The sequence below is a fragment of the Mycobacterium angelicum genome (genome assembly GCF_002086155.1).
Classification (GTDB): Bacteria; Actinomycetota; Actinomycetes; order Mycobacteriales; family Mycobacteriaceae; genus Mycobacterium; species Mycobacterium angelicum.
Genome location: NZ_MVHE01000006.1, coordinates 133651 through 157272 on the forward strand (window position 1 = coordinate 133651; position 23622 = coordinate 157272).

20 protein-coding genes and 1 tRNA gene are annotated in these 23622 nt (G+C 65.2%); 12 read left to right on the forward strand and 9 right to left on the reverse strand.

Annotation, left to right across the window (positions count from 1 at the left end):
• Nucleotides 1-76: 76 nt before the first annotated feature.
• Nucleotides 77-235, reverse strand: a complete 159-nt coding sequence (locus BST12_RS31910; RefSeq protein ID WP_170062065.1) for a hypothetical protein — start codon at nt 233-235, stop codon at nt 77-79.
• Nucleotides 236-503: 268 nt separating this feature from the next.
• Between BST12_RS31910 and BST12_RS30630 the strand changes: the two genes are divergently transcribed.
• Nucleotides 504-821: a hypothetical protein gene (locus BST12_RS30630; RefSeq protein WP_170062066.1), complete on the forward strand. Its 318-nt coding sequence runs from the start codon at nt 504-506 to the stop codon at nt 819-821.
• A gap of 56 nt (nt 822-877) precedes the next feature.
• On the opposite strand, the gene BST12_RS34820 is transcribed toward BST12_RS30630, so the two are convergent.
• The 3 genes from BST12_RS34820 to BST12_RS06705 form a co-directional block, all read right to left on the reverse strand.
• Nucleotides 878-1075, reverse strand: coding sequence for a helix-turn-helix transcriptional regulator (locus tag BST12_RS34820; protein WP_083112306.1), 198 nt, complete (start codon nt 1073-1075; stop codon nt 878-880).
• Nucleotides 1076-1159: 84 nt separating this feature from the next.
• Nucleotides 1160-2224 carry a tyrosine-type recombinase/integrase gene (locus tag BST12_RS06700; RefSeq protein WP_245850106.1) on the reverse strand — a complete coding sequence of 355 codons (1065 nt, stop codon included), beginning with the start codon at nt 2222-2224 and terminating at the stop codon, nt 1160-1162.
• A gap of 195 nt (nt 2225-2419) precedes the next feature.
• Nucleotides 2420-2496: transfer RNA gene (locus tag BST12_RS06705), tRNA-Leu, on the reverse strand.
• Nucleotides 2497-2588: 92 nt separating this feature from the next.
• Here BST12_RS06705 and BST12_RS06710 point away from each other — a divergent pair.
• Nucleotides 2589-3206 (forward strand): ANTAR domain-containing response regulator, encoded by a 618-nt coding sequence (locus BST12_RS06710; protein WP_170062067.1) that lies wholly within the window; start codon nt 2589-2591, stop codon nt 3204-3206.
• A gap of 81 nt (nt 3207-3287) precedes the next feature.
• On the opposite strand, the gene BST12_RS06715 is transcribed toward BST12_RS06710, so the two are convergent.
• Nucleotides 3288-4490, reverse strand: a complete 1203-nt coding sequence (locus tag BST12_RS06715) for a lipid-transfer protein (RefSeq protein ID WP_083112310.1) — start codon at nt 4488-4490, stop codon at nt 3288-3290.
• Nucleotides 4487-4930 carry a Zn-ribbon domain-containing OB-fold protein gene (locus BST12_RS06720; RefSeq protein WP_083112312.1) on the reverse strand — a complete coding sequence of 148 codons (444 nt, stop codon included), beginning with the start codon at nt 4928-4930 and terminating at the stop codon, nt 4487-4489. The genes BST12_RS06715 and BST12_RS06720 overlap by 4 nt, the downstream gene beginning before the upstream one ends.
• Nucleotides 4931-5078: 148 nt before the next feature.
• Between BST12_RS06720 and polA the strand changes: the two genes are divergently transcribed.
• The 5 genes from polA (at nt 5079) to coaE (ending at nt 12284) form a co-directional block, all read left to right on the forward strand.
• Complete coding sequence (gene polA / locus BST12_RS06725; RefSeq protein ID WP_083112388.1) at nt 5079-7754, forward strand: DNA polymerase I; 2676 nt, start codon at nt 5079-5081, stop codon at nt 7752-7754.
• A gap of 419 nt (nt 7755-8173) precedes the next feature.
• A complete protein-coding gene (locus BST12_RS06735; RefSeq protein ID WP_083112317.1) occupies nt 8174-8641 on the forward strand; it encodes a hypothetical protein in 468 nt (155 codons plus the stop codon).
• Nucleotides 8638-8991 carry a hypothetical protein gene (locus BST12_RS06740; RefSeq protein ID WP_083112319.1) on the forward strand — a complete coding sequence of 118 codons (354 nt, stop codon included), beginning with the start codon at nt 8638-8640 and terminating at the stop codon, nt 8989-8991. The genes BST12_RS06735 and BST12_RS06740 overlap by 4 nt, the downstream gene beginning before the upstream one ends.
• Before the next feature lie 620 nt (nt 8992-9611).
• Nucleotides 9612-11057: a 30S ribosomal protein S1 gene (rpsA, locus tag BST12_RS06750; RefSeq protein ID WP_083112323.1), complete on the forward strand. Its 1446-nt coding sequence runs from the start codon at nt 9612-9614 to the stop codon at nt 11055-11057.
• A gap of 12 nt (nt 11058-11069) precedes the next feature.
• Complete coding sequence (gene coaE / locus BST12_RS06755) at nt 11070-12284, forward strand: dephospho-CoA kinase (RefSeq protein WP_083112325.1); 1215 nt, start codon at nt 11070-11072, stop codon at nt 12282-12284.
• On the opposite strand, the gene BST12_RS06760 is transcribed toward coaE, so the two are convergent.
• Nucleotides 12281-12949, reverse strand: a complete 669-nt coding sequence (locus tag BST12_RS06760) for a TetR/AcrR family transcriptional regulator (RefSeq protein ID WP_245850107.1) — start codon at nt 12947-12949, stop codon at nt 12281-12283. The two genes, coaE and BST12_RS06760, sit on opposite strands and share 4 nt — an antisense overlap.
• A 19-nt stretch (nt 12950-12968) precedes the next feature.
• On the opposite strand from BST12_RS06760, the gene BST12_RS06765 reads away from it, so the two are divergent.
• Nucleotides 12969-13445, forward strand: a complete 477-nt coding sequence (locus BST12_RS06765; protein WP_083112327.1) for a hypothetical protein — start codon at nt 12969-12971, stop codon at nt 13443-13445.
• Here BST12_RS06765 and BST12_RS06770 read toward each other — a convergent pair.
• Entirely contained in the window at nt 13426-13866 is a 441-nt protein-coding gene (locus BST12_RS06770; RefSeq protein ID WP_170062070.1) for a ribonuclease FAU-1 family protein, read from the reverse strand. The genes BST12_RS06765 and BST12_RS06770 overlap by 20 nt on opposite strands.
• Before the next feature lie 75 nt (nt 13867-13941).
• Entirely contained in the window at nt 13942-16485 is a 2544-nt protein-coding gene (locus BST12_RS06775; RefSeq protein ID WP_083112329.1) for an FHA domain-containing protein, read from the reverse strand.
• Between the two features lie 156 nt (nt 16486-16641).
• Here BST12_RS06775 and BST12_RS06780 point away from each other — a divergent pair, with 156 nt between their 5' ends.
• The 4 genes from BST12_RS06780 to BST12_RS06795 all read left to right on the forward strand — a co-directional run bounded on the left by BST12_RS06780 (nt 16642) and on the right by BST12_RS06795 (nt 23599).
• Nucleotides 16642-18660, forward strand: coding sequence for a serine/threonine-protein kinase (locus tag BST12_RS06780; protein WP_083112330.1), 2019 nt, complete (start codon nt 16642-16644; stop codon nt 18658-18660).
• Nucleotides 18661-18770: 110 nt separating this feature from the next.
• Nucleotides 18771-20939, forward strand: a complete 2169-nt coding sequence (gene uvrB, locus BST12_RS06785; RefSeq protein WP_083112331.1) for an excinuclease ABC subunit UvrB — start codon at nt 18771-18773, stop codon at nt 20937-20939.
• Nucleotides 20936-22357: an MFS transporter gene (locus BST12_RS06790; protein ID WP_083112332.1), complete on the forward strand. Its 1422-nt coding sequence runs from the start codon at nt 20936-20938 to the stop codon at nt 22355-22357. The genes uvrB and BST12_RS06790 overlap by 4 nt, the downstream gene beginning before the upstream one ends.
• Nucleotides 22358-22582: 225 nt before the next feature.
• The gene (locus tag BST12_RS06795) at nt 22583-23599 is read left to right on the forward strand and encodes an acyl-ACP desaturase (protein WP_083112333.1); all 1017 of its coding nucleotides are present in this window, start codon (nt 22583-22585) and stop codon (nt 23597-23599) included.
• Nucleotides 23600-23622 lie beyond the last annotated feature (23 nt).

A 23622-nucleotide genomic window follows, 5' to 3' on the forward strand; every position in this document is an offset into this window, starting at 1 on the left:
ACTGTTTTGCGCTTCGTGGTGCACTGTTTTAACCTACTCAAACAGTGAATGGTGGTGCACTGTTTATGGGATGGGGTCATGCTCTTAGTGACTCGAAGTGACTGCCCACCCAATAGGCCTCGTGGTCGGCGTCATCGGAGGTAAAGCCGTAGTTGTCGATGAGGCGTTGCTTGAATCTCCGCAGAAAACGCCACTCCTTTTCGGTGAGATCTTCGCGGATGTCATCTAAGCCCACGGGCTATCCTGATTCTCTTGCATGTTTGTGGTCATGTGCCAATTGTGAGGCCAGTTGCATGGCCTGTCACCAGCATTCTCAAAAGTGGGACAGTCTCAATTCAGATGAACTAGGGGAGAGGAATAGGTTGAACCTCGTGAGCGCTGCGTGTGATTACATGCCGGTTGCCATTTGGCAGAGTGAATGCGGCTCTGACTTGGGTTCGCCGAATCTCGATTATCGTGGCCTCGCGAGACCCGCGCCAACTCACCATCACCCGCTTACCAATGTGAAGATGCTTGACCATTTCCCGCGCTCTTTGCTGCCGCGCTTGCGCCTCGCGGTGAGCAGACCGGCGGGCCGCTACCCACGACGGAACGCGCTGCGGGTGTCCGGCTTTGTCGTACGCGCACTGGTGAGCAAGCCATGGAAAATCTCTAGCGATGGCGTCCAGTATTTCCTCGTACAGGCGATCCGTCACGGATCTGTAGACGTTTCCGTCGTAGTTGGTGAAGTCGTGGCGCAGCATATTTATGACGCTGCGGTGGTCGTCTCTCGCCGGTTCGAGTGCGAATTCCGATTCGCGTTGTCTTGCCATCGCGACTAACTTTCTCGGATCGGCACCTAGCAGCTCAGTCCAACCGTAGTGGCCCTCGGCGGCAGTCACCACTCACCGCCGCCGACCGCACTGGTGATCTTCTGCTCCTCGGACCATTGCACAAGGTCGCTGAAGTCGTAGAACACCCGTCTCCCACCGAGCCGGTAGCTCTTGGGGCCAAGTCCCTGATGGCGCCACCACCTCAGGGTTGCCTCTGGGAGGTGTAGATATTCTGCCGCTTCGGCAGTAGTGAGTCGTTGCATGTTCGTCCTCGGCTGTCATGAGCGGCACCATCTCACCGCTCCCTGCCAACCAAGTCTAAGTGCCATTGCCCCATGACCCATTCCCTATTTTGAGACATTCTGAGCGGCCTTGATTGCGTCACCCAAAGCCGTGGCGACGGAAGCTAAGTCGTCACTCAGCAAATGTCCATAAAGGTCTAATGTCATTGCAGCCGATGCGTGTCCGAGTAACCGTTGAACCACCTTCACATTCGCACCCGCGCTGATTGCGAGTGAGGCAGTGGTGTGTCTAAGTCCATGCGGCACAAGATTAGTGATGCCGACCTCTTTGCACGCGTTATCGAACGCCCATCGGTACTCGCCGACAGTTAGAAAATCACCTTTCCGTCCCGGAAACACTAGCGCTTCGGGGTCGTTAGGCAAATTGTCTTTGAGTAATTCCCAGACTGGTGCGGGTATCGGGACATGCCGGGTGCGGCCGCTTTTCGTCGTCGTCTCGACCAACCCCTTTTTGGTGACACCGGACACAGATGCCCGTATGACCAACTCGCCATCTCCCACGTGTTTTCGCCTTAGCGCCACGGCTTCGCCGAATCGCAGGCCGCCATAACCGAGGACTAGGGTCAGCGTCTCGAATCGCCCCGTCGCTTTGGCCAGCGCCAACAGTTCGGCATGAGTCAGATACCGCCGCTCCCGTTCTGTGCGCCGGGGAAGGTCGTCGGATTCAAGGGTGGCAACCACATTGGTGGCGATGAGGCCTGACTTGGCCGCGAACTTCATGACGGCTCCGGCGAGCTGGTGCGCCTGGCGTATCCGTGACGCCGACAACGGGCGCTCTGGGTCGGTAGAAAGCCCGCCGAGCCAGGAATGATAGTCGGCGTAGCTAATCTCCCTCAGGGGCACGTTTTTCCATTTGGGGAGTATCAGGGTGTCCAAGAGGGAGCGGTACCCCGCCGTGGTCTTGGGTTTGCGGTGCCCCTTCCCCGTAAACCAACGCTCCGCAACAACTCCGAACGGTTCGGTGCCAAGGTCAGGATTCACCCACGTGGCAGTTGTAACCTTGCCGCGTTCGCGATTAACCCAGCGCTCGGCTTCCTGTTCGGTCCGGAACCTTTGGGTGCGTTGCTTGCCGTCGCTGCCGACATACCAACCGCGCCAACGCTGACCCACTCCCGTAGGGCGTCCAACCCCCTCGGCCTTCCACCGGCCGGTGGCCAGCTTGGTTGGTTTACCGTCCCGGTCCCGCCAGAGGTCAACGACCCCACCAGTGCCCGGTGTTCGCTGAATGCTCACGCGCCAAGTTTACAACCTGTGTACGGTCTGGACCCCCATTTTTAGGTCAATGCGTGCTGACGTGCCTGTTCGTGGTGCCCTCGGTGAGATTCGAACTCACACTGTACGGGTTTTGAATCCGTTTCCTCTGCCAGTTGGGATACGAGGGCTGGCTTACGGCTTTCTACCTTAAGGCAGCGTCATCCCGACTCACCGCCCCCCAAGCTTCCGAGTCTGAACGGTCCACGACACAATGTCCGTCATGACCGGCCCCAACAACGACGCCGAAGCCGCTCCGCCGCGCCGGGTCCTGATCGCGGAAGACGAAGCGCTCATCCGGATGGACCTCGCTGAAATGCTGCGAGAGGAGGGGTACGACATCGTCGGGGAAGCCGGCGACGGCCAGGAAGCCGTCGAGCTGGCCGAGCGGCATAAGCCGGATCTGGTGATCATGGATGTCAAGATGCCGCGGCGCGACGGGATCGACGCCGCGTCGGAGATCGCGAGCAAGCGCATTGCGCCGATCGTGGTGCTGACCGCCTTCAGTCAGCGCGATCTGGTCGAGCGCGCCCGCGACGCCGGCGCAATGGCTTATCTGGTCAAGCCATTCACAATCAGCGACCTGATCCCGGCCATCGAACTGGCGGTCAGCCGGTTCGGTGAGATCTCGGCGCTGGAACGGGAAGTGGCCACGCTGTCGGACCGGCTGGAAACCCGAAAGCTCGTCGAACGTGCCAAAGGCCTGCTGCAGGCCAAGCAGGGCATGTCCGAGCCCGAGGCATTCAAGTGGATCCAGCGGGCCGCGATGGACCGGCGGACCACCATGAAGCGGGTGGCCGAAGTGGTCCTGGAAACCCTCGGCGACGCACCTGCCGAATAGCCCCGCGAGCGTGCGCGTCTGTTCAGTGACACGCCGCCGCGGCCGTACATCTGCGCACGCTCGCGCCAGGGTTGTTGCGGGCTAACGCGCGACGATCACCGAGGAGCCGTGGCCGAACAGGCCCTGGTTGGCGGTGATACCCACCTTGGCGTTGTCCACCTGACGACCGGTGGCCTGCCCGCGCAGCTGCCAGGTGAGCTCGCAGACCTGGGCGATCGCCTGGGCGGGAATGGCTTCGCCGAAGCACGCCAGCCCGCCCGAAGCATTCACCGGTACCCTGCCGCCGATGGTGGTGGCTCCGCTGCGCAGCAGCGTCTCGGCGTCGCCCCTGGCGCACAGGCTCAGGTGCTCATACCAGTCCAGCTCGAGCGCGGTGGACAGGTCGTAGACCTCGGCCAGACTGAGGTCTTCGGGTCCTATGCCGGCCTCGGCATAGGCGGCATCGAGGATCTGATCCTTGAACACCCGATCCGGCGCGGGCACCACCGCGGTGGAATCCGTTGCGATGTCGGGCAATTCGGGCAGATGCTGCGGGTATTGCGGGGTCACGGTGCTGATGGCCCGCACCGAGGGCACACCTGCCACCGAGCCAAGATGCTTCTCGGCGAAGGATTTGCTCGCCACGATCAGGGCGGCCGCACCGTCGGAGGTCGCGCAAATGTCAAGCAGCCGAAGCGGATCCGAGACCACCGGGCTGGCCAGCACGTCGTCGATCGAGTTCTCCTTGCGGTAGCGGGCATTCGGGTTGTTCAGCCCGTGCTTGGAGTTCTTGACCTTCACCTGAGCGAAGTCCTCGAGTGTGGCGCCGTAGAGGTCCATACGCCGGCGGGCCAGCAGCGCAAAGTACACCGTGTTCGTCGCGCCGATCAGGTGGAAGCGCTGCCAGTCCGGGTCGTTCTTGCGCTCGCCGCCCACCGGCGCGAAAAACCCCTTCGGCGTCGTGTCGGCGCCGATCACCAGCGCGACCTCGCAGAAGCCGGCCAGAATCTGGGCGCGTGCACTCTGCAGCGCCTGGGATCCGCTGGCGCAAGCGGCGTAGCTGGAGCTGACGGGCACGCCGTTCCAGCCCAGCTTCTGGGCGAACGTGGCGCCGGCGATGAAGCCGGGATAGCCGTTGCGGATGGTGTCGGCGCCGGCCACCAGCTGAATCTGGCGCCAATCCAGGCCCGACTCGGCGAGGGCGGCGCGGGCGGCGACAACGCCGTACTCGGTGAAGTCGCGACCCCACTTGCCCCACGGGTGCATGCCGGCGCCGAGGATGTAAACGGGTTCGGGCGCGCTCATGATGGGATCCTCCACGCGTACACGATCCGTTCCACGCCGTCGTCGTCGGTGAACAGCGGCATGGTGGTCAGCTCCATCTCGATGCCGACCTTCAGATCCGCCGCCAGCGTGCCCTCGACCACCTTGCCCAGCACGATCAGCCCTTCATCGGCCAGCTCCACCGCGGCGACGGCGAAGGGCTCGAAGGGATCAGGGGAGGGGTACGGGGGCGGCGGCGCGTAGCGGTTCTCGGTGTAACTCCACAGCTTGCCGCGGCGCGACAATGCGACGGCCTCTAGTTCGTCGCCGTCGCAGGCCGGGTTGGGGCAGTTGTTTTCGCGGGGCGGGAAGACGTACGTGCCGCATTGCGGGCATTTACTGCCGATCAGATGCGGGTTTCCGGCTTCGTCGGTGGCGAACCATCCGTCGACCGCGGGTTCTTGGCTGGTGACCTCGGGCACTCGGCCAGACTACCCAGCGCGGGCACAAAACTGAAACGTGTTCCAGTTCCGCCAGGCTCCGGCCGCGTCAGACCGGATGCCTAGAGTGTGAGCCGTGAATGCTCCGTCCGTTGAGGCCACCAGCTCGGATCAAGCCAAACCCACGCTGATGCTGCTGGACGGCAATTCGCTGGCGTTCCGCGCCTTCTACGCGCTGCCCGCGGAGAACTTCAAGACCCGCAGCGGGCTGACCACCAACGCGGTCTACGGCTTTACCGCCATGCTGATCAACCTGCTGCGCGACGAGGGTCCTACCCATATCGCGGCGGCGTTCGATGTGTCGCGGCAGACGTTTCGCTCCGAGCGGTATCCGGAGTACAAGGCCAACCGGTCGTCGACGCCCGACGAATTCCACGGCCAGATCGACATCACCAAGGAAGTGCTTGGCGCGCTTGGCATTACCGTGCTTTCCGAGCCGGGATTCGAGGCCGACGACCTCATCGCGACGCTGGCCACCCAGGCCCAGAACGAGGGTTACCGGGTGCTGGTGGTCACCGGTGACCGCGACTCGCTGCAACTCGTCACCGACGACGTGACGGTGCTCTACCCGATCAAAGGCGTCAGCGAACTCACCCGGTTCACCCCGGATGCCGTCTTCGACAAATACGGCCTGACGCCAACGCAATACCCCGACTTCGCGGCGCTGCGCGGCGACCCGAGCGACAACTTGCCCGGCATTCCCGGGGTGGGGGAGAAGACCGCCTCGAAGTGGATCATCGAGTACGGCTCGTTGCAGTCGCTGGTCGACAACGTCGACTCGGTGCGCGGCAAGGTCGGCGATGCGCTGCGGGCGCACTTGGCCAACGTGGTGCGCAACCGCGAGCTCACCGAACTCGTTCGCGATGTGCCGTTGGCGCAGACGCCGGACACGCTGCGGCTGCTGCCCTGGGACCGCGACCAGATCCACCGGCTCTTCGACGACCTGGAGTTCCGGGTGCTGCGCGACCGGTTGTTCGACACACTCGCGGCGGTGGAGCCCGAGGTCGACGAGGGGTTCGACGTGCGCGGCGGCGCGCTGGAACCCGGGACGGCGGGGCAGTGGCTGGCCGAGCACGCCGCGGACGGGCGCCGGTCGGGCGTGACCGTGGTGGGCACTCACCTGCCGCACGGCGGGGATGCCACGGCATTGGCCATCGCGGCCGCTGACGGAGAAGGCGCTTACCTCGACACGGCCACGCTGACTCCAGACGACGATGCCGCGCTGGCCGCCTGGCTCGCCGATCCTGCCAAACCCAAGGCGCTGCACGAGGCGAAACTGGCCATCCACGACCTGGCGGGCCGCGGCTGGGCGCTGAACGGCGTCACCTCCGACACCGCATTGGCCGCATACCTCGTAAGGCCCGGCCAGCGCAGCTTCACCCTCGACGACCTGTCGCTGCGCTACCTGCGTCGCGAGCTGCGGGCGGAAACGCCTGAACAGCAACAGCTTTCGCTCCTCGACGATCTCGACGAGGCGGGTGGCGTGGACGAGCAAGCCGTCCAAACCGCAATTTTGCGGGCCCGGGCCGTCATCGATCTCGCGGACGCGCTGGACACCGAACTGGCCCGCATCGACTCCACCGCGTTGCTGGGTGACATGGAGTTGCCGGTGCAGCAGGTCCTGGCCGAGATGGAACACGTCGGCATCGCCGTCGACCTGAAGATGCTGACCGAGTTGCAAAGTCAGTTCGGTAACCAGATTCGCGACGCCGCCGAAGCCGCCTACGCGGTGATCGGCAAGCAGATCAACCTGGGCTCGCCCAAGCAGCTGCAAGTCGTGCTGTTCGACGAGCTGGGCATGCCCAAGACGAAGCGGACCAAGACCGGCTACACCACGGATGCGGACGCCCTGCAGTCGCTGTTCGACAAAACCGGGCACCCGTTCCTGCAGCACATGCTGACCCACCGCGACGTCACCCGGCTCAAGGTCACCGTGGACGGGCTGCTGAATTCGGTCGCCGCCGACGGACGCATTCACACCACGTTCAACCAGACGATCGCGGCCACCGGGCGGCTATCGTCGACCGAACCCAACCTGCAGAACATCCCGATCCGCACCGACGCGGGCCGGCAGATCCGCGACGCATTCGTGGTGGGCTCGCAGACCTACACCGAGCTGATGACCGCCGACTACAGCCAGATCGAAATGCGGATCATGGCGCACCTGTCGCGCGATGAAGGCCTCATCGAGGCGTTCAACACCGGAGAGGACCTGCACTCGTTCGTCGCATCCCGGGCGTTCGGTGTGCCGATAGAAGAGGTGACCGCGGAGTTGCGGCGCCGGGTCAAAGCCATGTCGTACGGATTGGCCTACGGGTTGAGCGCCTACGGCCTGTCGGCTCAGCTGAAGATCTCCACCGAAGAAGCCAAGGAGCAGATGGACCAGTACTTCGCCCGATTCGGCGGGGTGCGTGACTATTTGATGAACATCGTCGAGCAGGCCCGCAAGGACGGCTACACGTCGACCGTGCTGGGGCGTCGGCGCTATCTCCCGGAGCTGGACAGCAGCAATCGGCAGGTGCGTGAGGCGGCCGAGCGTGCGGCGCTCAACGCGCCGATCCAGGGCAGCGCGGCCGACATCATCAAGGTGGCCATGATCGAAGTCGACAAGGGGCTCAAACAGGCGGGCCTGGCCTCGCGGATGTTGCTGCAGGTCCACGACGAATTGCTATTCGAAATCGCGCCCGGTGAGCGCGAGCAGGTGGAGGCGCTGGCCCGGGACAAGATGGGCGGCGCCTACCCGCTCGATGTGCCGTTGGAGGTGTCGGTGGGCTACGGCCGCAGCTGGGACGCGGCAGCCCATTAGCGGTCGCGGTTCTGCACACGCGACACCGAAGTGCCTGCATTGTCGGTGTCGCGGCGGATACTAGGGCACAGCAATCCGGCCCAGAGCGACGAGGAGGTGCCCAACCGGTGAAGGACGGCCGTTGGGTGCAGATCGCCGAGTCGCAATTCGCCCACGAGCAGCAGGGCCTCGACGCATCTCGACATCCTCGCCGAGCTCAGCGACCTGTCGGCGCCGCGGCGGCGCCCGGTCTGGGTGCTGCTACCCCAACTGCGTGGGCAGACCGGAGCGCTGGTGGACCGTAGGCCGATTCAACTGGGCTCGCCCGCGCAGTTCTTACTTTGGCGAGGTACCGCGGAGGCGGCGCACACATGACAACGCAGCCGAACACGCACCAGCGATCTCGACACTGGGGCGACTTTAGAAGTAATTTTAATGTCATGGACGAGGTGTCATTTTCGGACTTGCAGTTGAAGGGCAAGGCGACCATCGAGCGTTGGCTGCGCAGTTCGGCGGGACGGCCCCTGCGGGTGCGGCGGCGCGACGCCGAGGATCTGGTCCTGACTACCGCCTCGCGGGCGGCCCAGGAGCGGGAGGCGTCGTCGGCGACTTCTCGGCTGTTCGTGGCGATGATGCGGCACGACCGCGGGGTGCGTCACCTGGTGACCGAGGCGTTGCCGGAGGCGTTCCCATGGGTGGCGTTCTTGTCGCGCGCGGAGGTCGACGAGTTCGTCGACGAATTGGTGGCGACGATGCGCGCCGCGGATTCGATCGACAACCCGGCGCCGGTGGCTCAGCTGATCGAGAGTTGGCGACACACCGCGGAGGTGCTCGCCGATCCGGAGTTGGCGGCGGTCCTGACCGCGCCGAGCGACGGCGATTACGGAAGGGTGCCGGCGCCTGAGTGAGTCCGAAACGGGGAGATCGCGTAGCACCGCCGGCCGCGCGGGGACAGTGGGAGTTGCGGTTTGCGACCAGCGAGGCGGTCAAGGGATGGGAGTCGTTATGCCAGCAAGCCGCAGCGAACACCGAGGTTGCGTGGAATGAGCTGCGCGGCCGTCCGGAAAGTCCGGCGCCAACGCCGCGGCATCACCGGCTCAAGGGTCGGCTGGCATCGGCCGCGCATGGTGGGGTGGACATGGAGCAGTGGCAGTACGAGGTGACCGGCGGCGGAAGGATCTGGTACCTCGTCGATGTCGAGAAGCACACGTTATGGCTGCGCCACGCGGGGCCTGGGCATCCGCGTGAGACCGAATAAGGGGCAGGTGTCGCCATGGTGAGTTGGACCGCAGCGGATCTGGTGGCCGCGTTGCGCCGCCAAGTGTCCGAGCTGGAAGCCGACCTGCGGGCGCGGGTCGACGGCGACGACCATGACCTGCGCCAGCCGGGCGTGTACGAGTCGTGGAAACGGGACTGCGACGACCATGCCCGCACGATTTGGCGGCCAAGACCCGTCCCAGCGCATGCACGACAACCGCACCCGGGTAGCCGAACAGCGCCTAGCCCTCCTGGGCGATGGCGTTCGACTGTGCGTGCCGAAGTAGGCTCCGATGCCGACCAGGTCGGTTAACCCAGGCAAGGCGGTTACCGGACTTGAGTTCGCGGCGGCGATGCCCGGTCCTCATTACCAGCAGGAACAGGCTACTTGCGGCTTATTCCGCCAGCGGCGCGCGGCCCGCGGCCAACAAGTGACCGACTTGGTCTCGCCGCGGCCGATCAGCAACTCGATCCAAATCCCGAGGATCACCGAACAGCACCACTGCGCCTTGGCTAGGTCGCGAGTGACCAGTTTGTCCAGCGTGTGTCGCGTCGAGTAGCCTCGACAGGTAAACCCCAATTTGTCCCTACGATGAACCCTGTCCGGAGCAACCCAACAAAATGCCGAGTCCCACCGTCACCTCGCCCCAAGTAGCCGTCAACGACATAGGCTCCAGCGAGGACTTTCTCGCCGCAATAGACAAAACGATCAAGTACTTCAACGATGGCGACATCGTCGAAGGCACCATCGTCAAAGTGGACCGGGACGAGGTGCTCCTCGACATCGGCTACAAGACCGAAGGGGTCATCCCCGCCCGCGAGCTCTCGATCAAACACGACGTCGACCCCAATGAGGTCGTTTCCGTGGGCGACGAGGTCGAGGCCCTCGTCCTCACCAAAGAGGACAAAGAGGGCCGGCTCATCCTCTCCAAGAAGCGCGCGCAGTACGAGCGCGCCTGGGGCACCATCGAGGCGCTCAAAGAGAAGGACGAGGCCGTCAAGGGCACAGTCATCGAGGTGGTCAAGGGTGGCCTGATCCTCGACATCGGCTTGCGCGGCTTCCTGCCCGCCTCGCTGGTCGAGATGCGCCGGGTGCGCGATCTGCAGCCGTACATCGGCAAGGAGATCGAGGCCAAGATCATCGAGCTGGACAAGAACCGCAACAACGTGGTGCTGTCGCGGCGCGCCTGGCTGGAGCAGACCCAGTCGGAGGTGCGCAGCGAATTCCTCAACCAGCTGCAGAAGGGCACCATCCGCAAGGGTGTGGTCTCCTCGATCGTCAACTTCGGCGCATTCGTCGACCTCGGCGGCGTGGACGGTCTGGTGCACGTGTCCGAGCTGTCCTGGAAGCACATCGACCACCCGTCCGAGGTGGTTCAGGTGGGCGACGAGGTCACCGTCGAGGTGCTCGACGTCGACATGGACCGCGAGCGGGTTTCGTTGTCGCTGAAGGCGACTCAGGAAGACCCGTGGCGCCACTTCGCCCGCACCCACGCCATCGGCCAGATCGTGCCCGGAAAGGTCACCAAGCTGGTTCCGTTCGGCGCGTTCGTCCGCGTCGAGGAGGGCATCGAGGGCCTGGTGCACATCTCCGAGCTCGCCGAGCGCCACGTCGAGGTGCCCGACCAGGTGGTTGCCGTCGGCGACGACGCGATGGTCAAGGTCATCGACATCGACCTGGAGCGTCGCCGGATTTCGTTGTCGCTCAAGCAGGCCAACGAGGACTACACCGAGGAATTCGACCCGGCGAAGTACGGCATGGCCGACAGCTACGACGAGCAGGGCAACTACATCTTCCCCGAAGGCTTCGACGCCGAGACCAACGAATGGCTCGAGGGTTTCGACGCCCAGCGCAACGAGTGGGAAGCCCGCTACGCCGAGGCCGAGCGCCGGCACAAGATGCACACCACGCAGATGGAGAAGTTCGCCGCGGCCGAGGCCGAGGCGCATGCCGCCGGCGAGCAGACTCAATCCAGCAGTGGGCCGTCGGAGAAGGCCGCGGGTGGCTCGCTGGCCAGCGACGCGCAATTGGCCGCGCTGCGGGAAAAGCTCGCCGGCAACGCCTAATACTGTCAGCGGATGCTGCGCATCGGGTTGACCGGTGGGATCGGCGCCGGGAAATCGGCGCTGTCCAAAGCGTTTTCGGACTGCGGCGGAATCATCGTCGACGGGGATGTCATCGCCCGCGAGGTGGTCGAGCCGGGCACCGAAGGGCTGGCCGCACTGGTCGACGCCTTTGGCCGCGACATCCTGCTGCCGGACGGAGCGCTGGATCGGCCGGCCTTGGCCGCCAAGGCTTTTCGCGATGACGACGAGCGTAAGAAGCTCAACGGCATCGTGCACCCATTGGTGGCCCGCAGGCGTGCGGAGATCATCGCGGCGGTTTCCGAAGATGCCGTTGTAGTGGAAGACATTCCGCTACTGGTGGAATCGGGCATGGCGCCGCTGTTCCCACTGGTGGTCATCGTGCATGCCGACGTCGAGTTGCGGGTGAAACGGCTGGTCGAAATGCGTGGCATGGCCGAAGACGACGCCCGGGCCAGGATCGCTGCCCAGGCCGACGATGAGCAGCGGCGTGCCGTCGCCGACGTCTGGCTGGACAATTCCGGTGAGCCGGGCGACTTGGTGGCCAAGGCGCATGACGTGTGGCACAACCGGATAATGCCGTTCGCGCACAACTTGACCGAACGTCAGATCGCCCGTGCGCCGGCGCGGCTGGTGGCCGCCGATCCGAGTTGGCCGGATCAGGCGCAGCGCATCATCAACCGGCTGAAGACGACGTGCGGCCACCGGGCGTTGCGCGTGGACCACATCGGCTCGACCGCGGTGCCCGATTACGACGCCAAGGATGTCATCGACATCCAGGTCACCGTCGAATCACTCGAAACGGCAGACGAACTCGTCGAACCGTTGCTGAACGCCGGCTACCCGCGCCTGGAGCACATCACCCAGGACACCCCCAAGGCCGACGCGCGCAGCACCGTCGACCGCTACGACCACAGTGCCGATCCGGCATTGTGGCACAAGCGGATTCACGCATCCGCCGATCCAGGTCGGCCGACCAATGTGCACATCCGGGTGGACGGCCGGCCCAACCAGCAGTTCGCCCTGCTGTTCGTCGACTGGCTGAAAGCCAACGCTGCTGTTCGCGCCGACTACCTCGACGTCAAACGCAAAGCCGATGCCGGCGGTGGCGGGGACACGCTGCGCTATGTGACCGCGAAGGAACCGTGGTTTCTCGACGCATACCGGCGGGCCTGGGAATGGGCCGACACCACCGGCTGGAAGCCCTAGCCGTCGGCTGCTCCGGTCTGGCGCAGGTAGCCGCTGAGCAAGGCGACGATCTCGTCCTCGACCTGTCGCACGTCGACGTCTGCCTCCGACGTGACGAGCCGGTGCACCAGCGAATCGATCGTCGCGACGACGATGTGAGCGGTCAGCCGGCCGGCCGGCGCCTCAGGGTGCTGCTCGAGTAGCTGGACAGTCGCAGCCACACTGAACCGCTCCAATTCATGCAACCGCGCCAAAAACGCCGGCGCCCGCGGTGCTTCTTCGAACAGCACGCGATGCAGTCGCGGATTGTCGCGGTGGTTGTCGATGGTCGCCCGCACGAACAACCGCAGGGCATCGTCGAGTCGCGGCGGCAGGCCCGCCGACAGGCGCTCACCCAGCAACCGCACCCCGGCGTCGACGTGGGCGTCCATCAGCGCGCGCAGCACCGCGTCCTTGTTCGGAAAATATTGGTACAGCGAGCCGATCGACACCCCGGCACGCTCGGCGATGCGGTTGGTGGTTCCCGCCGCATAGCCGTGCTCGGCGAAAACGTGAGCCGCCGCATCCAGGATGCGCTGTCGGGTCTCGGCGGCCCGCTCCTGTTTGGGCTGCTTGCGCTGGCGAAATCGATCTGTGGGTGCGATTGCGGACCTCCCGGGCAAAAGCGAGTAGTCATTCGGCGCCAAGTTCAGCAAAATTTGGTCCGTGCGCACCGTTCACGTCGAAACCATTCTGCCCACCGCCGCCGACCGGGTGTGGTCGGCGATGCTTTCCCCGGCCACCTTCCGCTATGTCTGCAAGGGCCTCTTCGGCTTTCCCGCCCTGGCCGGGCGCACCGAGCCGCTGTATGCCGGTGAGCGCGGCACGGGCTGGCTGTTCGCATTCCATGTGATACCCGCCTACCGGCACACCATCGAGGTTGTCGAGGTTGACCAAGCGAGCGGAACCATCCGCACCCGGGAACACGGCGGCCTCCTCAAGGCGTGGAACCACACGCTGCATGTCGAACCCCTCGACGGCCACTCGTGCCGCTACAGCGACACTGTCGACATCGACGCCGGCCTAGCCACCCCCGTCGTCGTGGCTATGGCGACCGGGATTTACCGCTACCGGCAACGGCGTTGGCGCAAACTCGTGCGGCGCCATCTGACGGCGGAACCGACTACGCCCCAAGCCAATTGAGTTGCATGCCGTTCGCGCAAAGCCACGTCTGCAAGTCGTAGCCATTGCGCGCCAAGCCGTCGATGGCAGCCGCGGCGCGCCGCACCGCCAGCTCGGCGGTCTCAGGCGCTAACAAGCCGTGGCGCACCGCGTCCAGCAGCTCGTCGACATCAGCCAATTCGGCTCCGCGGCCGGTGCGCACTTCGATGTCGAGGTAGTGGTCTTCGGAGCGCCAGACCGCCCCGCCCGGCGTGTATTCGCCGATGTCGAGGTAATAGTCGTGGTCGCGTTCATGGCCGGGGTTGAAGTGAAACACGGTGGCGCGCAAGCCCAACGACGGCAGCAGCCATGACTCGAGGTAATGGAACTGCACCCGCCCGGGAGTGGGCCGGGCCAGATACAGCCCCCACGGGTGCACCGCGTACTCGTCAACGGCCCGCACCACGCCCTTCGGGTCGGTGTTCGTGCGGGCTAGCAGGTCGAACGTCTCGTGCTTCGGTGGATGGATGCCCTCACCTTAGCGGCGTAACCGAATCTTCCACCGCACGAAGACGGTGTAGATCACCGACAACGCCGCCAACATGCCCATGTCGAAAAGCCACACCTTCGAGGTGTGCCGCCAGAACCGGTCCTGGCTGACCAGCGAACCGGGGATCAGGTGCCGGATATCGACCGTCGACGCGGCCGCCGCATACCCCCACCGCGCCGGCATGGCGAAGGAGAGTTGGTCGAGCACCAGCCTTCCGGTCACCGGGACCATGCCGCCGCACAGCACCAGTTGCGCCATGATCGACACCACGAACAGCGGCATGATCTGCTCGCTGGAGCGGACCAGCGCCGAGATGGCCAGCCCGAGAATCGCCGAGGCTATGCAGGTCGCCGCGACGGTGGCGAACAGTTCTCCGATGGCTCCGGCGGTGCCGTGGCCGAGGACCGCGGGCCCGCGCGTCGGCGCACCCTTACCGACCACCACGATGGCGGTGATGATCGCCGATTGCAGGATCGCGAACAGGCAGAACACACCCGTCTTGGCCAGCAGGTAGGCGGTGGTCGACAGCCCTACGGCTTGCTCGCGCTGGAACACCGCGCGTTCGCCCACGAGGTCGCGGATGGTCAGCGCGGTGCCCATGAATGCCGCGGCGAGCAGCAGCAGGTTCAGTATTTGCGCGGCTTCGTCGGGGGTACCGCTGTGTTCGGCGACGGCCCGGAAGCCATTCGTGCCGGGAACGGTCAGCGATAGCGCACCCAAGATGAACGGCAGCACAGCCAGGAACACGAAGTAGGCGCGGTCGGCCACGACCAGCCGAACCTGCCGGCGCGCGATGGTCGAGATCTGGCGCCGCACGCTGGTATGTATCGGCTTGCCGAGTGCGGCCGGCGCGGTGTCGGGCGGCGCCGACGGCTGCTGCGCCTGGTGCTGCGACCGGAAGCGCCGGTTGGCCTCGTCGGGATCGGCACCCACCTGGTTGAAGATCTTGGCCCAGTTGGTCGTTCCCATCGCCGTGCCGATTCCGTCCGGCGGCCCGCAGTACGCCGTCTTACCGCCGGGGGCAACCAGCAGCAGCTGATCACAGATATCCAGGTAGGACAGCATGTGCGTCACCACGATCACCACGCGCCCGGCGTCGGCCAACTGGCGCAGCATCGTCATGACCTGGTGATCCAGTGCCGGGTCCAGCCCGGACGTGGGTTCGTCGAGGATCAGCAGTGACGGGCCGGTGAGCAATTCCAGCGCCACCGAGGCCCGTTTGCGCTGCCCGCCGGAGAGTCTGTCCACGCGAGTGTCGGCGTGCTTGGTCAGTTCCAATTCCCCCAGCACCCGGGTGACGACGGCAGCGCGGTCGGATTTGCTGGTGTCGGGTGGCAAACGTAGCTCGGCGGCATAGCCCAGCGCCTGGTTCACCGTCAGCTGGCGGTGCACCACGTCGTCTTGCGGGACCATGCCGATCCGGCTGCGCAGCGACGCATACTCGGCGTGGATGTCATGGCCCTCGAAGGTGACCGAGCCGGAACTGGGCCGGGCGTAGCCGGCGATCAGCCGGGCCAGGGTGCTTTTTCCAGCGCCCGAGCCACCGATGACGGCCGTCAATGTGCCGGGGCGGGCGACCAGCGAGATGTCGTCGAGGAGTTGCTTACCGTTGTCGACGGTGTATTTGACCCCGCGAACTTCCAAACCGCCGGTGCGAGTTGGGCTTTCGGAACGCCGGACCAGGGTGCCGTTAGAGAACTCCAGGTCGATATTCCCGATGGTGACGACGTCGCCCTCGGCCAGGATCGCCGACCCGATCCGGGTTCCGTTGACGAACGTTCCGTTGACGCTGCGGTCGCGGATCTCGGTGCCGATCGGTGTGGGCCGCAGCGTCGCGTGCTGACGGGAGGCCAGCACGTCGGGGATGACGATGTCGTTTTCGTCGGCCCGGCCGATGGTGACGGAACCGGTCGTCTTCACCGGCGCGGAGGGTCGCGGCGAGAGCAGATTGACCATCCTGGTCGCGAGATGAGACACGTCGCCCGTTTTGGCGTCGATCACCGTGAACTCGGCCGGGGGCGGTGCGACGTTGACCGTGGTGCGGTCGTCGAGCGCGCGGCGATTGGGCCGCGGTGGCATCGGCGAGCGCCGCGGGGAGGGTCTGCGGCCGCGGGGCGTGGCCTTCGGCGGGGGCGGCGTGGGCACCGGGGCGGTAGTCCAGGCCAGGGTTGGCGGTCCGCTGTCCAGCGATCTGCCTTGCGGCGGCCGGTTGGTGTTGGCCTGCTGCGGCCCGATCTCGAAGGTCAGACGCGGTCCGGCGGGATTTCCGACGTTGATGCTCTGGCCGTCGTGGATGTCCACCACCGGCATGCGATAGCCGTTGACGTAAGTACCGTTCAGCGAGCCGTTGTCGATCGCCAGCCAACGGCCCTGATCGAAACGCAGGATCAAATGCGCGCGGGATATGCGCGGATCCGGGATGCGCAGGTCGGCCTGCAGGTCACGACCGACCACCACCTCGTAGCCCGCGGCGAAGGAACGTCGGGACCCCTCGTGCCGAATCGTCAACGCGGGCAGGGCTGATCGAGTCACTAGATCACTGTCACGCGAGCAGATTTGTCCCAGCTGTGAAGCAGCTTTGTTTCCAATGAATCACTCATAGCTGCTTCATAGCCGGCAACGGCCCAGCGGCACTGAATCTTCCGGCATGATTCGACATGGAGGTAGGTACTGGGAGGGTAGCGGCGTATGGACGAGCGCAGGGGCGGTACCCGGCGTCTCGATGCGCTGCGCGCGGGCTTTCAATCGCTGCCGTCGGCCACCGTCGCGCTCTTCCTGCACCGCGTCCGCGAGGTCAGGTCGCCCCCGCCCGCGGGGGGTGCGGCCGAATTGCACACGGACGAGGTCAATTCCGGGCCCGGGTCGATGGCCTGCGGTGCGCCCTTCGCGGGCTACACCATCTTGCGGCCGCTGGGTGCGGGCGGAATGGCCGAGGTTTATCTGGCTCTGCATCCGCGCTTGCCGCGCCGTGACGTGATCAAGGTACTGGCCCAGGCGATCACCGCGGATCGAGAGTTTCGCGAAAGGTTCAACCGGGAAGCCGATCTGGCCGCCACGCTGTGGCATCCACACATAGTCGGAGTACACGATCGCGGCGAATTCAACGGCCAGCTCTGGATTTCCATGGACTACGTGGAAGGTACCGACGCCGCCCGGCTGGTGCGGGAACGCTACCCCGAGGGCATGCCGGCCGAGGAGATGTCTGCCATCCTCGATGCCGTTGCCGGAGCACTCGATTACGCGCACGATCGCGGCCTGCTGCACCGCGACGTCAAGCCCGCCAACATTCTGCTCGCCCACGTCGACGGCCATTCGCATGCAGACGAGCGACGAATCCTGTTGGCGGACTTCGGTGTTGCCCGCCACCTCGGCGACATCAGCGGAATCACCCAGACCAACGTGGCGGTGGGCACCGTCGCGTATGCGGCACCCGAACAGCTGGCCGGCTCCAACATCGACGGCCGAGCAGACCAATATGCCTTGGCCGCAACGGCTTTCCACCTGCTAACCGGTATGCCGCCGTTTTGCAACCCCAACCCGGTCGCCGTCATCAGCCAGCATCTGCATGACGAGCCGCCGCGGATCAGTGACTACCGTCCGGAGCTGGCGCACCTCGACGACGTGTTCTGCAAAGCCCTGGCCAAGAGACCGCAGGACCGGTTTGAGCGGTGTCGCGGGTTTTCCGCGGCCGTGGGTGAGCGCATGGCCCAGGGCTCAACCGTCACCGGCACGGGTCCGCGGGCCGGCCGGCGAACGCTGTTTGCCGGTCTGAACCACAAGTTTTCGCCACGGACTCAGGCGGCGGCCGCGCTGGTTTGCGCCGTGCTGATAGCCGTGGCCGCGACGTGGTCGATCCTGTACTCATTCCAGGCCGACCCCGTCGTCCAGCCCAAGCCGGCGCTGGCCGCCAGCCCGGCCGCCCCGGCGGCTCCCACCCCGGTGGCGGCAACTCCCGCGCGAGTGCTCGACGGCACCTACCGGCTGGACTACAACCGCTCCAAGCGGACCACCAACGGCACTCCCATCCGCCACGACGGCGTCGACACCAACTGGTGGGCCTTTCATTCCGTGTGCACCAGCAACGGGTGCGCGGCCACCGGTGTCCAGCTGGACGACGCGAACCATCAGGTGATCAGCACGGCCGACGGTGGCCAGACCGACGTGCTGCGGTTCGTCGCCGGCTATTGGCAAGGTGCCCCACAGCAGGAGCGGGTGGGCTGCCGTCAGCAGAACGGACCGGTGCGGGCCACCCAGGAGGAAGCGGTGTCCTGGTCGCTGGCGCCGCAGCCCGACGGCAGGCTGCGCGGCGTCGAAACCGAAACCGTGCGCAGCAATGAGTGTGGGGCGCAGGGGTCGGTGCTGCGGGTACCCGTGGTGGCGACTCGGGTGGGGGACATACCCCCGGGCCTGGCCTTGGCCGACCCCGCCCAACTGGTGAGCGCCCCGGCGGCACCGGCCAAGCCGTCGCCGCCGGTACTCGGCGGCGTATGCAGCGACGTGGACAAACTCGGCTACGACCAGACCAGCAACGAACAGGTGGTGTGCGAGGGCAACGCCTGGGCCAAGGCCCCGATCACGACGGGTGTGCACGCCGCCGGTAGCTCATGCGATCGACCGGACATCCCCGTCTTCGCCATGGCCACATCCAGCGACGGCTACCTGATCGAATGCGATCCGGTGACCCGGACCTGGACCCGTCACCACTAGCCTCTTCCCGCGAGCGTGCATGTCTGTACGGGGACACGCCGGTGAGAATGGCATTCTGCGCACGCTCGCGGCAGGAAGGGCTGTCGGTGAGTGGTTCTACCCTGTTTGGTATGGCCTTCGCCACCGAGCACCCAGTAATCGCGCATTCGGAATACCGCCCAGCCGCAGAGGACGTGGAGGGGCTGGTGCGCACCGGCGGCCACTTCGACGTGGTCAGCCAGCACGACCCTGCCGGTGACCAGCCTGCCGCCATCGAGGAGCTGGAGCGGCGAATCAAGGCGGGGGAGCGCGACGTGGTGCTGCTGGGCGCCACCGGCACCGGGAAGTCGGCGACCACCGCGTGGCTCATCGAACGGCTGCAGCGGCCCACCCTGGTCATGGCGCCCAACAAGACGCTGGCCGCTCAGCTGGCCAATGAGCTGCGAGAGATGTTGCCGCACAACGCAGTTGAGTACTTCGTCTCGTACTACGACTACTACCAGCCGGAAGCCTACATCGCGCAGACCGACACCTACATCGAGAAGGACAGCTCCATCAACGACGACGTGGAGCGGCTGCGGCACTCGGCGACCTCGTCGCTGCTGTCCCGTCGCGACGTCGTGGTGGTGGCCTCGGTGTCCTGCATCTACGGCCTGGGAACCCCGCAGTCCTACCTGGACCGATCCGTCGAACTAAGGGTCGGTACCGAGGTGCCGCGCGATGGGCTACTGCGGCTGCTGGTCGACGTCCAGTACACCCGCAACGACCTGTCCTTCACGCGCGGTTCGTTCCGGGTGCGCGGGGACACCGTGGAGATCATTCCCTCCTACGAAGAGCTGGCGGTTCGCATCGAGTTCTTCGGCGACGAGATCGAGGCGCTGTATTACCTGCACCCGCTTACCGGCGACGTGATCAGGCAGGTCGACTCGCTGCGTATCTTCCCTGCCACCCACTACGTGGCCGGTCCGGAGCGCATGGCGCACGCCATCTCCACCATCGAGGAGGAACTCGCCGAGCGGCTCGCCGAATTCGAGAACCAGGGCAAGTTGCTGGAAGCCCAACGGCTGCGGATGCGCACCAACTACGACATCGAGATGATGCGCCAGGTCGGGTTCTGTTCCGGCATCGAGAACTATTCGAGGCACATCGACGGTCGCGGCGCGGGCTCGCCTCCGGCAACCCTGCTGGACTACTTCCCGGAGGACTTTCTGCTGGTCATCGACGAGTCGCATGTGACGGTGCCGCAGATTGGCGGCATGTATGAGGGCGACATGTCGCGGAAGCGCAACCTCGTCGAGTACGGCTTCCGCCTGCCGTCGGCGGTCGACAATCGACCGTTGACCTGGGAGGAGTTCGCCGACCGGATCGGGCAGACGGTGTATCTGTCGGCCACCCCGGGACCGTACGAACTCAGCCAGACCGGTGGCGAGTTCGTCGAACAGGTCATCCGCCCGACCGGTCTGGTGGATCCGAAGGTGGTGGTCAAGCCAACCAAGGGGCAGATCGACGACCTGATCGGCGAGATCCGCAAACGCACCGATGCCGACCAGCGGGTGCTGGTGACGACGCTGACCAAGAAGATGGCCGAAGACCTCACCGATTACCTGCTGGAGATGGGCATCCGGGTGCGCTACTTGCATTCCGAGGTCGACACACTGCGGCGGGTGGAGTTGCTGCGCCAGCTCCGGCTCGGGGAGTACGACGTGCTGGTCGGCATCAACCTGCTCCGGGAAGGACTGGACCTGCCCGAGGTTTCGCTGGTGTCAATCCTCGACGCGGACAAGGAAGGCTTCCTGCGCTCGACGCGCAGCCTGATCCAGACCATCGGCCGTGCGGCCCGCAACGTTTCGGGTGAAGTGCACATGTACGCCGACAAGATCACCGATTCGATGAAGGAAGCCATCGACGAGACCGAACGGCGGCGGGCAAAGCAGATCGCCTACAACGAGGCCAACGGCATCGACCCGCAGCCGCTGCGCAAGAAGATCGCCGACATCCTCGACCAGGTTTACCGCGAGGCCGACGACACCGAAACCGTCGAAATGGGATCGGGGCGCAGCGTCTCCCGCGGCCGGCGCGCACAGGGCGAGCCCGGCCGCGCGGTCAGCGCCGGGGTGATCGAGGGCCGCGACACCTCCAACATGCCGCGCGCCGAGCTGGCCGACCTGATCAAGGACCTCACCGCGCAGATGATGGCCGCGGCGCGCGACCTGCAGTTCGAGTTGGCCGCCCGGTTCCGCGATGAGATCGCCGACCTCAAAAAGGAACTGCGCGGAATGGACGCCGCCGGCCTGAAGTGACGGAAACGGCGAGCGGGACCGGCAGCTGGCGCGAGCTGCTGGGCGGTTACCTGGGCACCGCTACGGTGCTGGCCGGTGGTGTCGCGATGTACGCCACCAACGAGTTTCTGACCATCAGCCTGCTGCCGAGCACCATCGCCGAGATCGGCGGCGACCGGCTGTACGCGTGGGTGGTCACGCTGTATCTGGTTGGATCCGTGGTCGCGGCGACCACCGTCAACTCGGTACTGCAGCGCCTTGGGGCGCGCTCGTCGTTTCTGCTGGGACTGGCCGTGTTCGGGGTCGCCAGCCTGGTGTGTGCCGCAGCCCCGAGCATGCAGGTGCTGATCGCGGGACGCACTCTGCAAGGAGTCGCCGGCGGACTGCTGGCCGGCCTGGGATACGCGCTCATCAACTCGACGCTGCCGCGAGCGCTGTGGACGCGGGCCTCCGCGCTGGTATCGGCGATGTGGGGAGTGGCCACGGTGATCGGACCCGCGATGGGTGGCCTGTTCGCCGAATTCGGCCTGTGGCGGTGGGCGTTTGGGGCCATGACCATACTGACGGCGCTGATGGCCATCTTGGTTCCGATGGTGCTGGCCACCAACGGTGGTGCACCGGACCAGCAGGCGGACCCGGCGCCCAAGGCTCGCGCGTTCCGGGTGCCGGTGTGGTCGTTGCTGCTGGTCGGTGCGGCGGCGCTGGCGATAAGCGCCGCGCAGCTCCCGCACAACGCCCTGGTGATCGGTGGGTTGCTTGTTGTCGCCCTGCTGCTGGTCGCGACGTTTGTGGTCGTCGATCGCCGCAGTGGCGCAGCGGTGTTGCCGCCCAGCGTGTTTGGCTCCGGCCCGCTGCGATGGATCTATCTGACGATGGCCGTGCAGATGATGGCGGTGATGATCGACACCTACGTACCGTTGTTCGGTCAGCGGTTGGGAAATTTGAGTCCGCTGGTGGCCGGATTCCTGGGCGCGTCGGTGGCGATCGGCTGGACGGTCAGCGAAATCGTCAGCGCATCGTTGAGCAGCTCACGGGTCATTGGGCGGGTCATCTTGGCCGCGCCGCTGGTAATGGCATGCGGTCTGGCACTCGGCGCAATGAGCCAGCGCGCCAACGCACCGCTGGGGAGCGTGGTGGTTTGGACATTGGCATTGCTGATCGCGGGAACCGGTATCGGGATGACTTGGCCGCACTTGTCCGCGCGAGCGATGGAGTCCGTCGACGACCCGGCAGAGAGCGGCGCGGCGGCCGCGGCGATCAACACCGTGCAGGTGATCTCCGCGGCGTTCGGAGCCGGACTGGCCGGTGTGGTGGTCAACACCGCCACCGGCGGTGAAGTGGCAGAGGCTCGTTGGCTCTACGCGGTGTTCACCGTCCTGGCGACTTTCGGTGTCATCGCTTCATACCAGGCGACCCGCCGCGATCGGCGCTCGAGCTAGGCGCTTACGCGGCTGGGAACATCGGCATTGAGCACCCGTGCGACGAAGTGTGGCAGCACCAGCGTGACGGACGCCTGCTGACCGCACCGCCGGTGCAACCTGCTGCATCCGCGCCACAACGCCGACCTCAACACGATCGCTCGTCCCGGCGTGTCCGACTTGATGTAACCGAGGTTTACAGATATATTCACTGTTACTCTATGACACACATAGCTGGGAGACGTTATGTCAAAAGAAATGAGCAACCTACAGCTACTGCATGAACTTGAGCCTGTAGTGGAGAAGCTGATCAACCGCCACATGTCGATGTTCAAAGAGTGGAACCCGCACGATTACGTTCCGTGGTCGGACGGCAAGAACTTCTACGCCCTTGATGGCCAGGACTGGGCGCCCGAGCAGAGCCGGCTTTCCGATGTCGCACTGGTGGCAATGGTGCAAAACTTGTTGACTGAAGATAACTTACCGTCGTATCACCGTGAGATCGCGATGAACTTCAGCATGGACGGTCCATGGGGACAATGGGTCAACCGGTGGACGGCCGAGGAGAACCGGCACAGCACGGCGCTGCGTGACTATCTGGTGGTGACGCGCGCGGTCGATCCGGTAGCGCTGGAGAAGCTCCGTATGGAGCAAATGACGAGAGGTTTCAGCCCGGGGCAGAACCGCCAGGGCGATATGTTTGCTGAAAGCATCTTCGACTCGGTGATGTACGTCTCTTTCCAGGAGCTGGCAACCCGCGTCTCGCACCGCAACACCGGCAAAGTCAGTAACGACCCGATCGCGGAGCAGTTGATGGCCAGGGTCTCACACGACGAAAACCTGCACATGATCTTCTACCGCGATGTCAGCGCCGCCGGGCTGGACATCGCCCCTAACCAGGCGATCAAGTCGGTGCACCGGATCTTGCGTAACTTCAAGATGCCCGGCTTCACCGTGCCGGAGTTCCGCCGCAAGGCCGTGATCATCGCCGTCGGCGGCGTCTACGACCCGCGGATCCATCTCGAAGAAGTGGTCATGCCGGTGCTGAAAAACTGGCGGATCTTCGAACGTGAAGACTTCACGGGCGAAGGGGCGTGGATGCGCGACGACCTGGCCCTGTTGATCAAGGAGCTCGAGGAATCCTGCGACAAATTCGAAGAATCCAAGCAGCGTTACATCGAGCGCGATGCTCGCAAGGCTGAGCGGATTACGGCTAACCGCGTGCTCAAGACCGAAGGGACACTTACGCTCAGCGGGCAGTGATCGTGGGCATCGCTTCGCGTGTC

What these genes read in the sequence shown, in the direction of transcription:
- BST12_RS34820 (WP_083112306.1), bottom strand. Translation starts at nt 1,075, where the DNA reads ATGCAACGACTCACTACTGCCGAAGCGGCAGAATATCTACACCTCCCA.
- BST12_RS06710 (WP_170062067.1), top strand. Translation starts at nt 2,589, where the DNA reads ATGACCGGCCCCAACAACGACGCCGAAGCCGCTCCGCCGCGCCGGGTC.
- BST12_RS06715 (WP_083112310.1), bottom strand. Translation starts at nt 4,490, where the DNA reads ATGAGCGCGCCCGAACCCGTTTACATCCTCGGCGCCGGCATGCACCCG.
- polA (WP_083112388.1), top strand. Translation starts at nt 5,079, where the DNA reads ATGCTGCTGGACGGCAATTCGCTGGCGTTCCGCGCCTTCTACGCGCTG.
- BST12_RS06735 (WP_083112317.1), top strand. Translation starts at nt 8,174, where the DNA reads ATGGACGAGGTGTCATTTTCGGACTTGCAGTTGAAGGGCAAGGCGACC.
- rpsA (WP_083112323.1), top strand. Translation starts at nt 9,612, where the DNA reads ATGCCGAGTCCCACCGTCACCTCGCCCCAAGTAGCCGTCAACGACATA.
- coaE (WP_083112325.1), top strand. Translation starts at nt 11,070, where the DNA reads ATGCTGCGCATCGGGTTGACCGGTGGGATCGGCGCCGGGAAATCGGCG.
- BST12_RS06780 (WP_083112330.1), top strand. Translation starts at nt 16,642, where the DNA reads ATGGACGAGCGCAGGGGCGGTACCCGGCGTCTCGATGCGCTGCGCGCG.
- uvrB (WP_083112331.1), top strand. Translation starts at nt 18,771, where the DNA reads ATGGCCTTCGCCACCGAGCACCCAGTAATCGCGCATTCGGAATACCGC.
- BST12_RS06795 (WP_083112333.1), top strand. Translation starts at nt 22,583, where the DNA reads ATGTCAAAAGAAATGAGCAACCTACAGCTACTGCATGAACTTGAGCCT.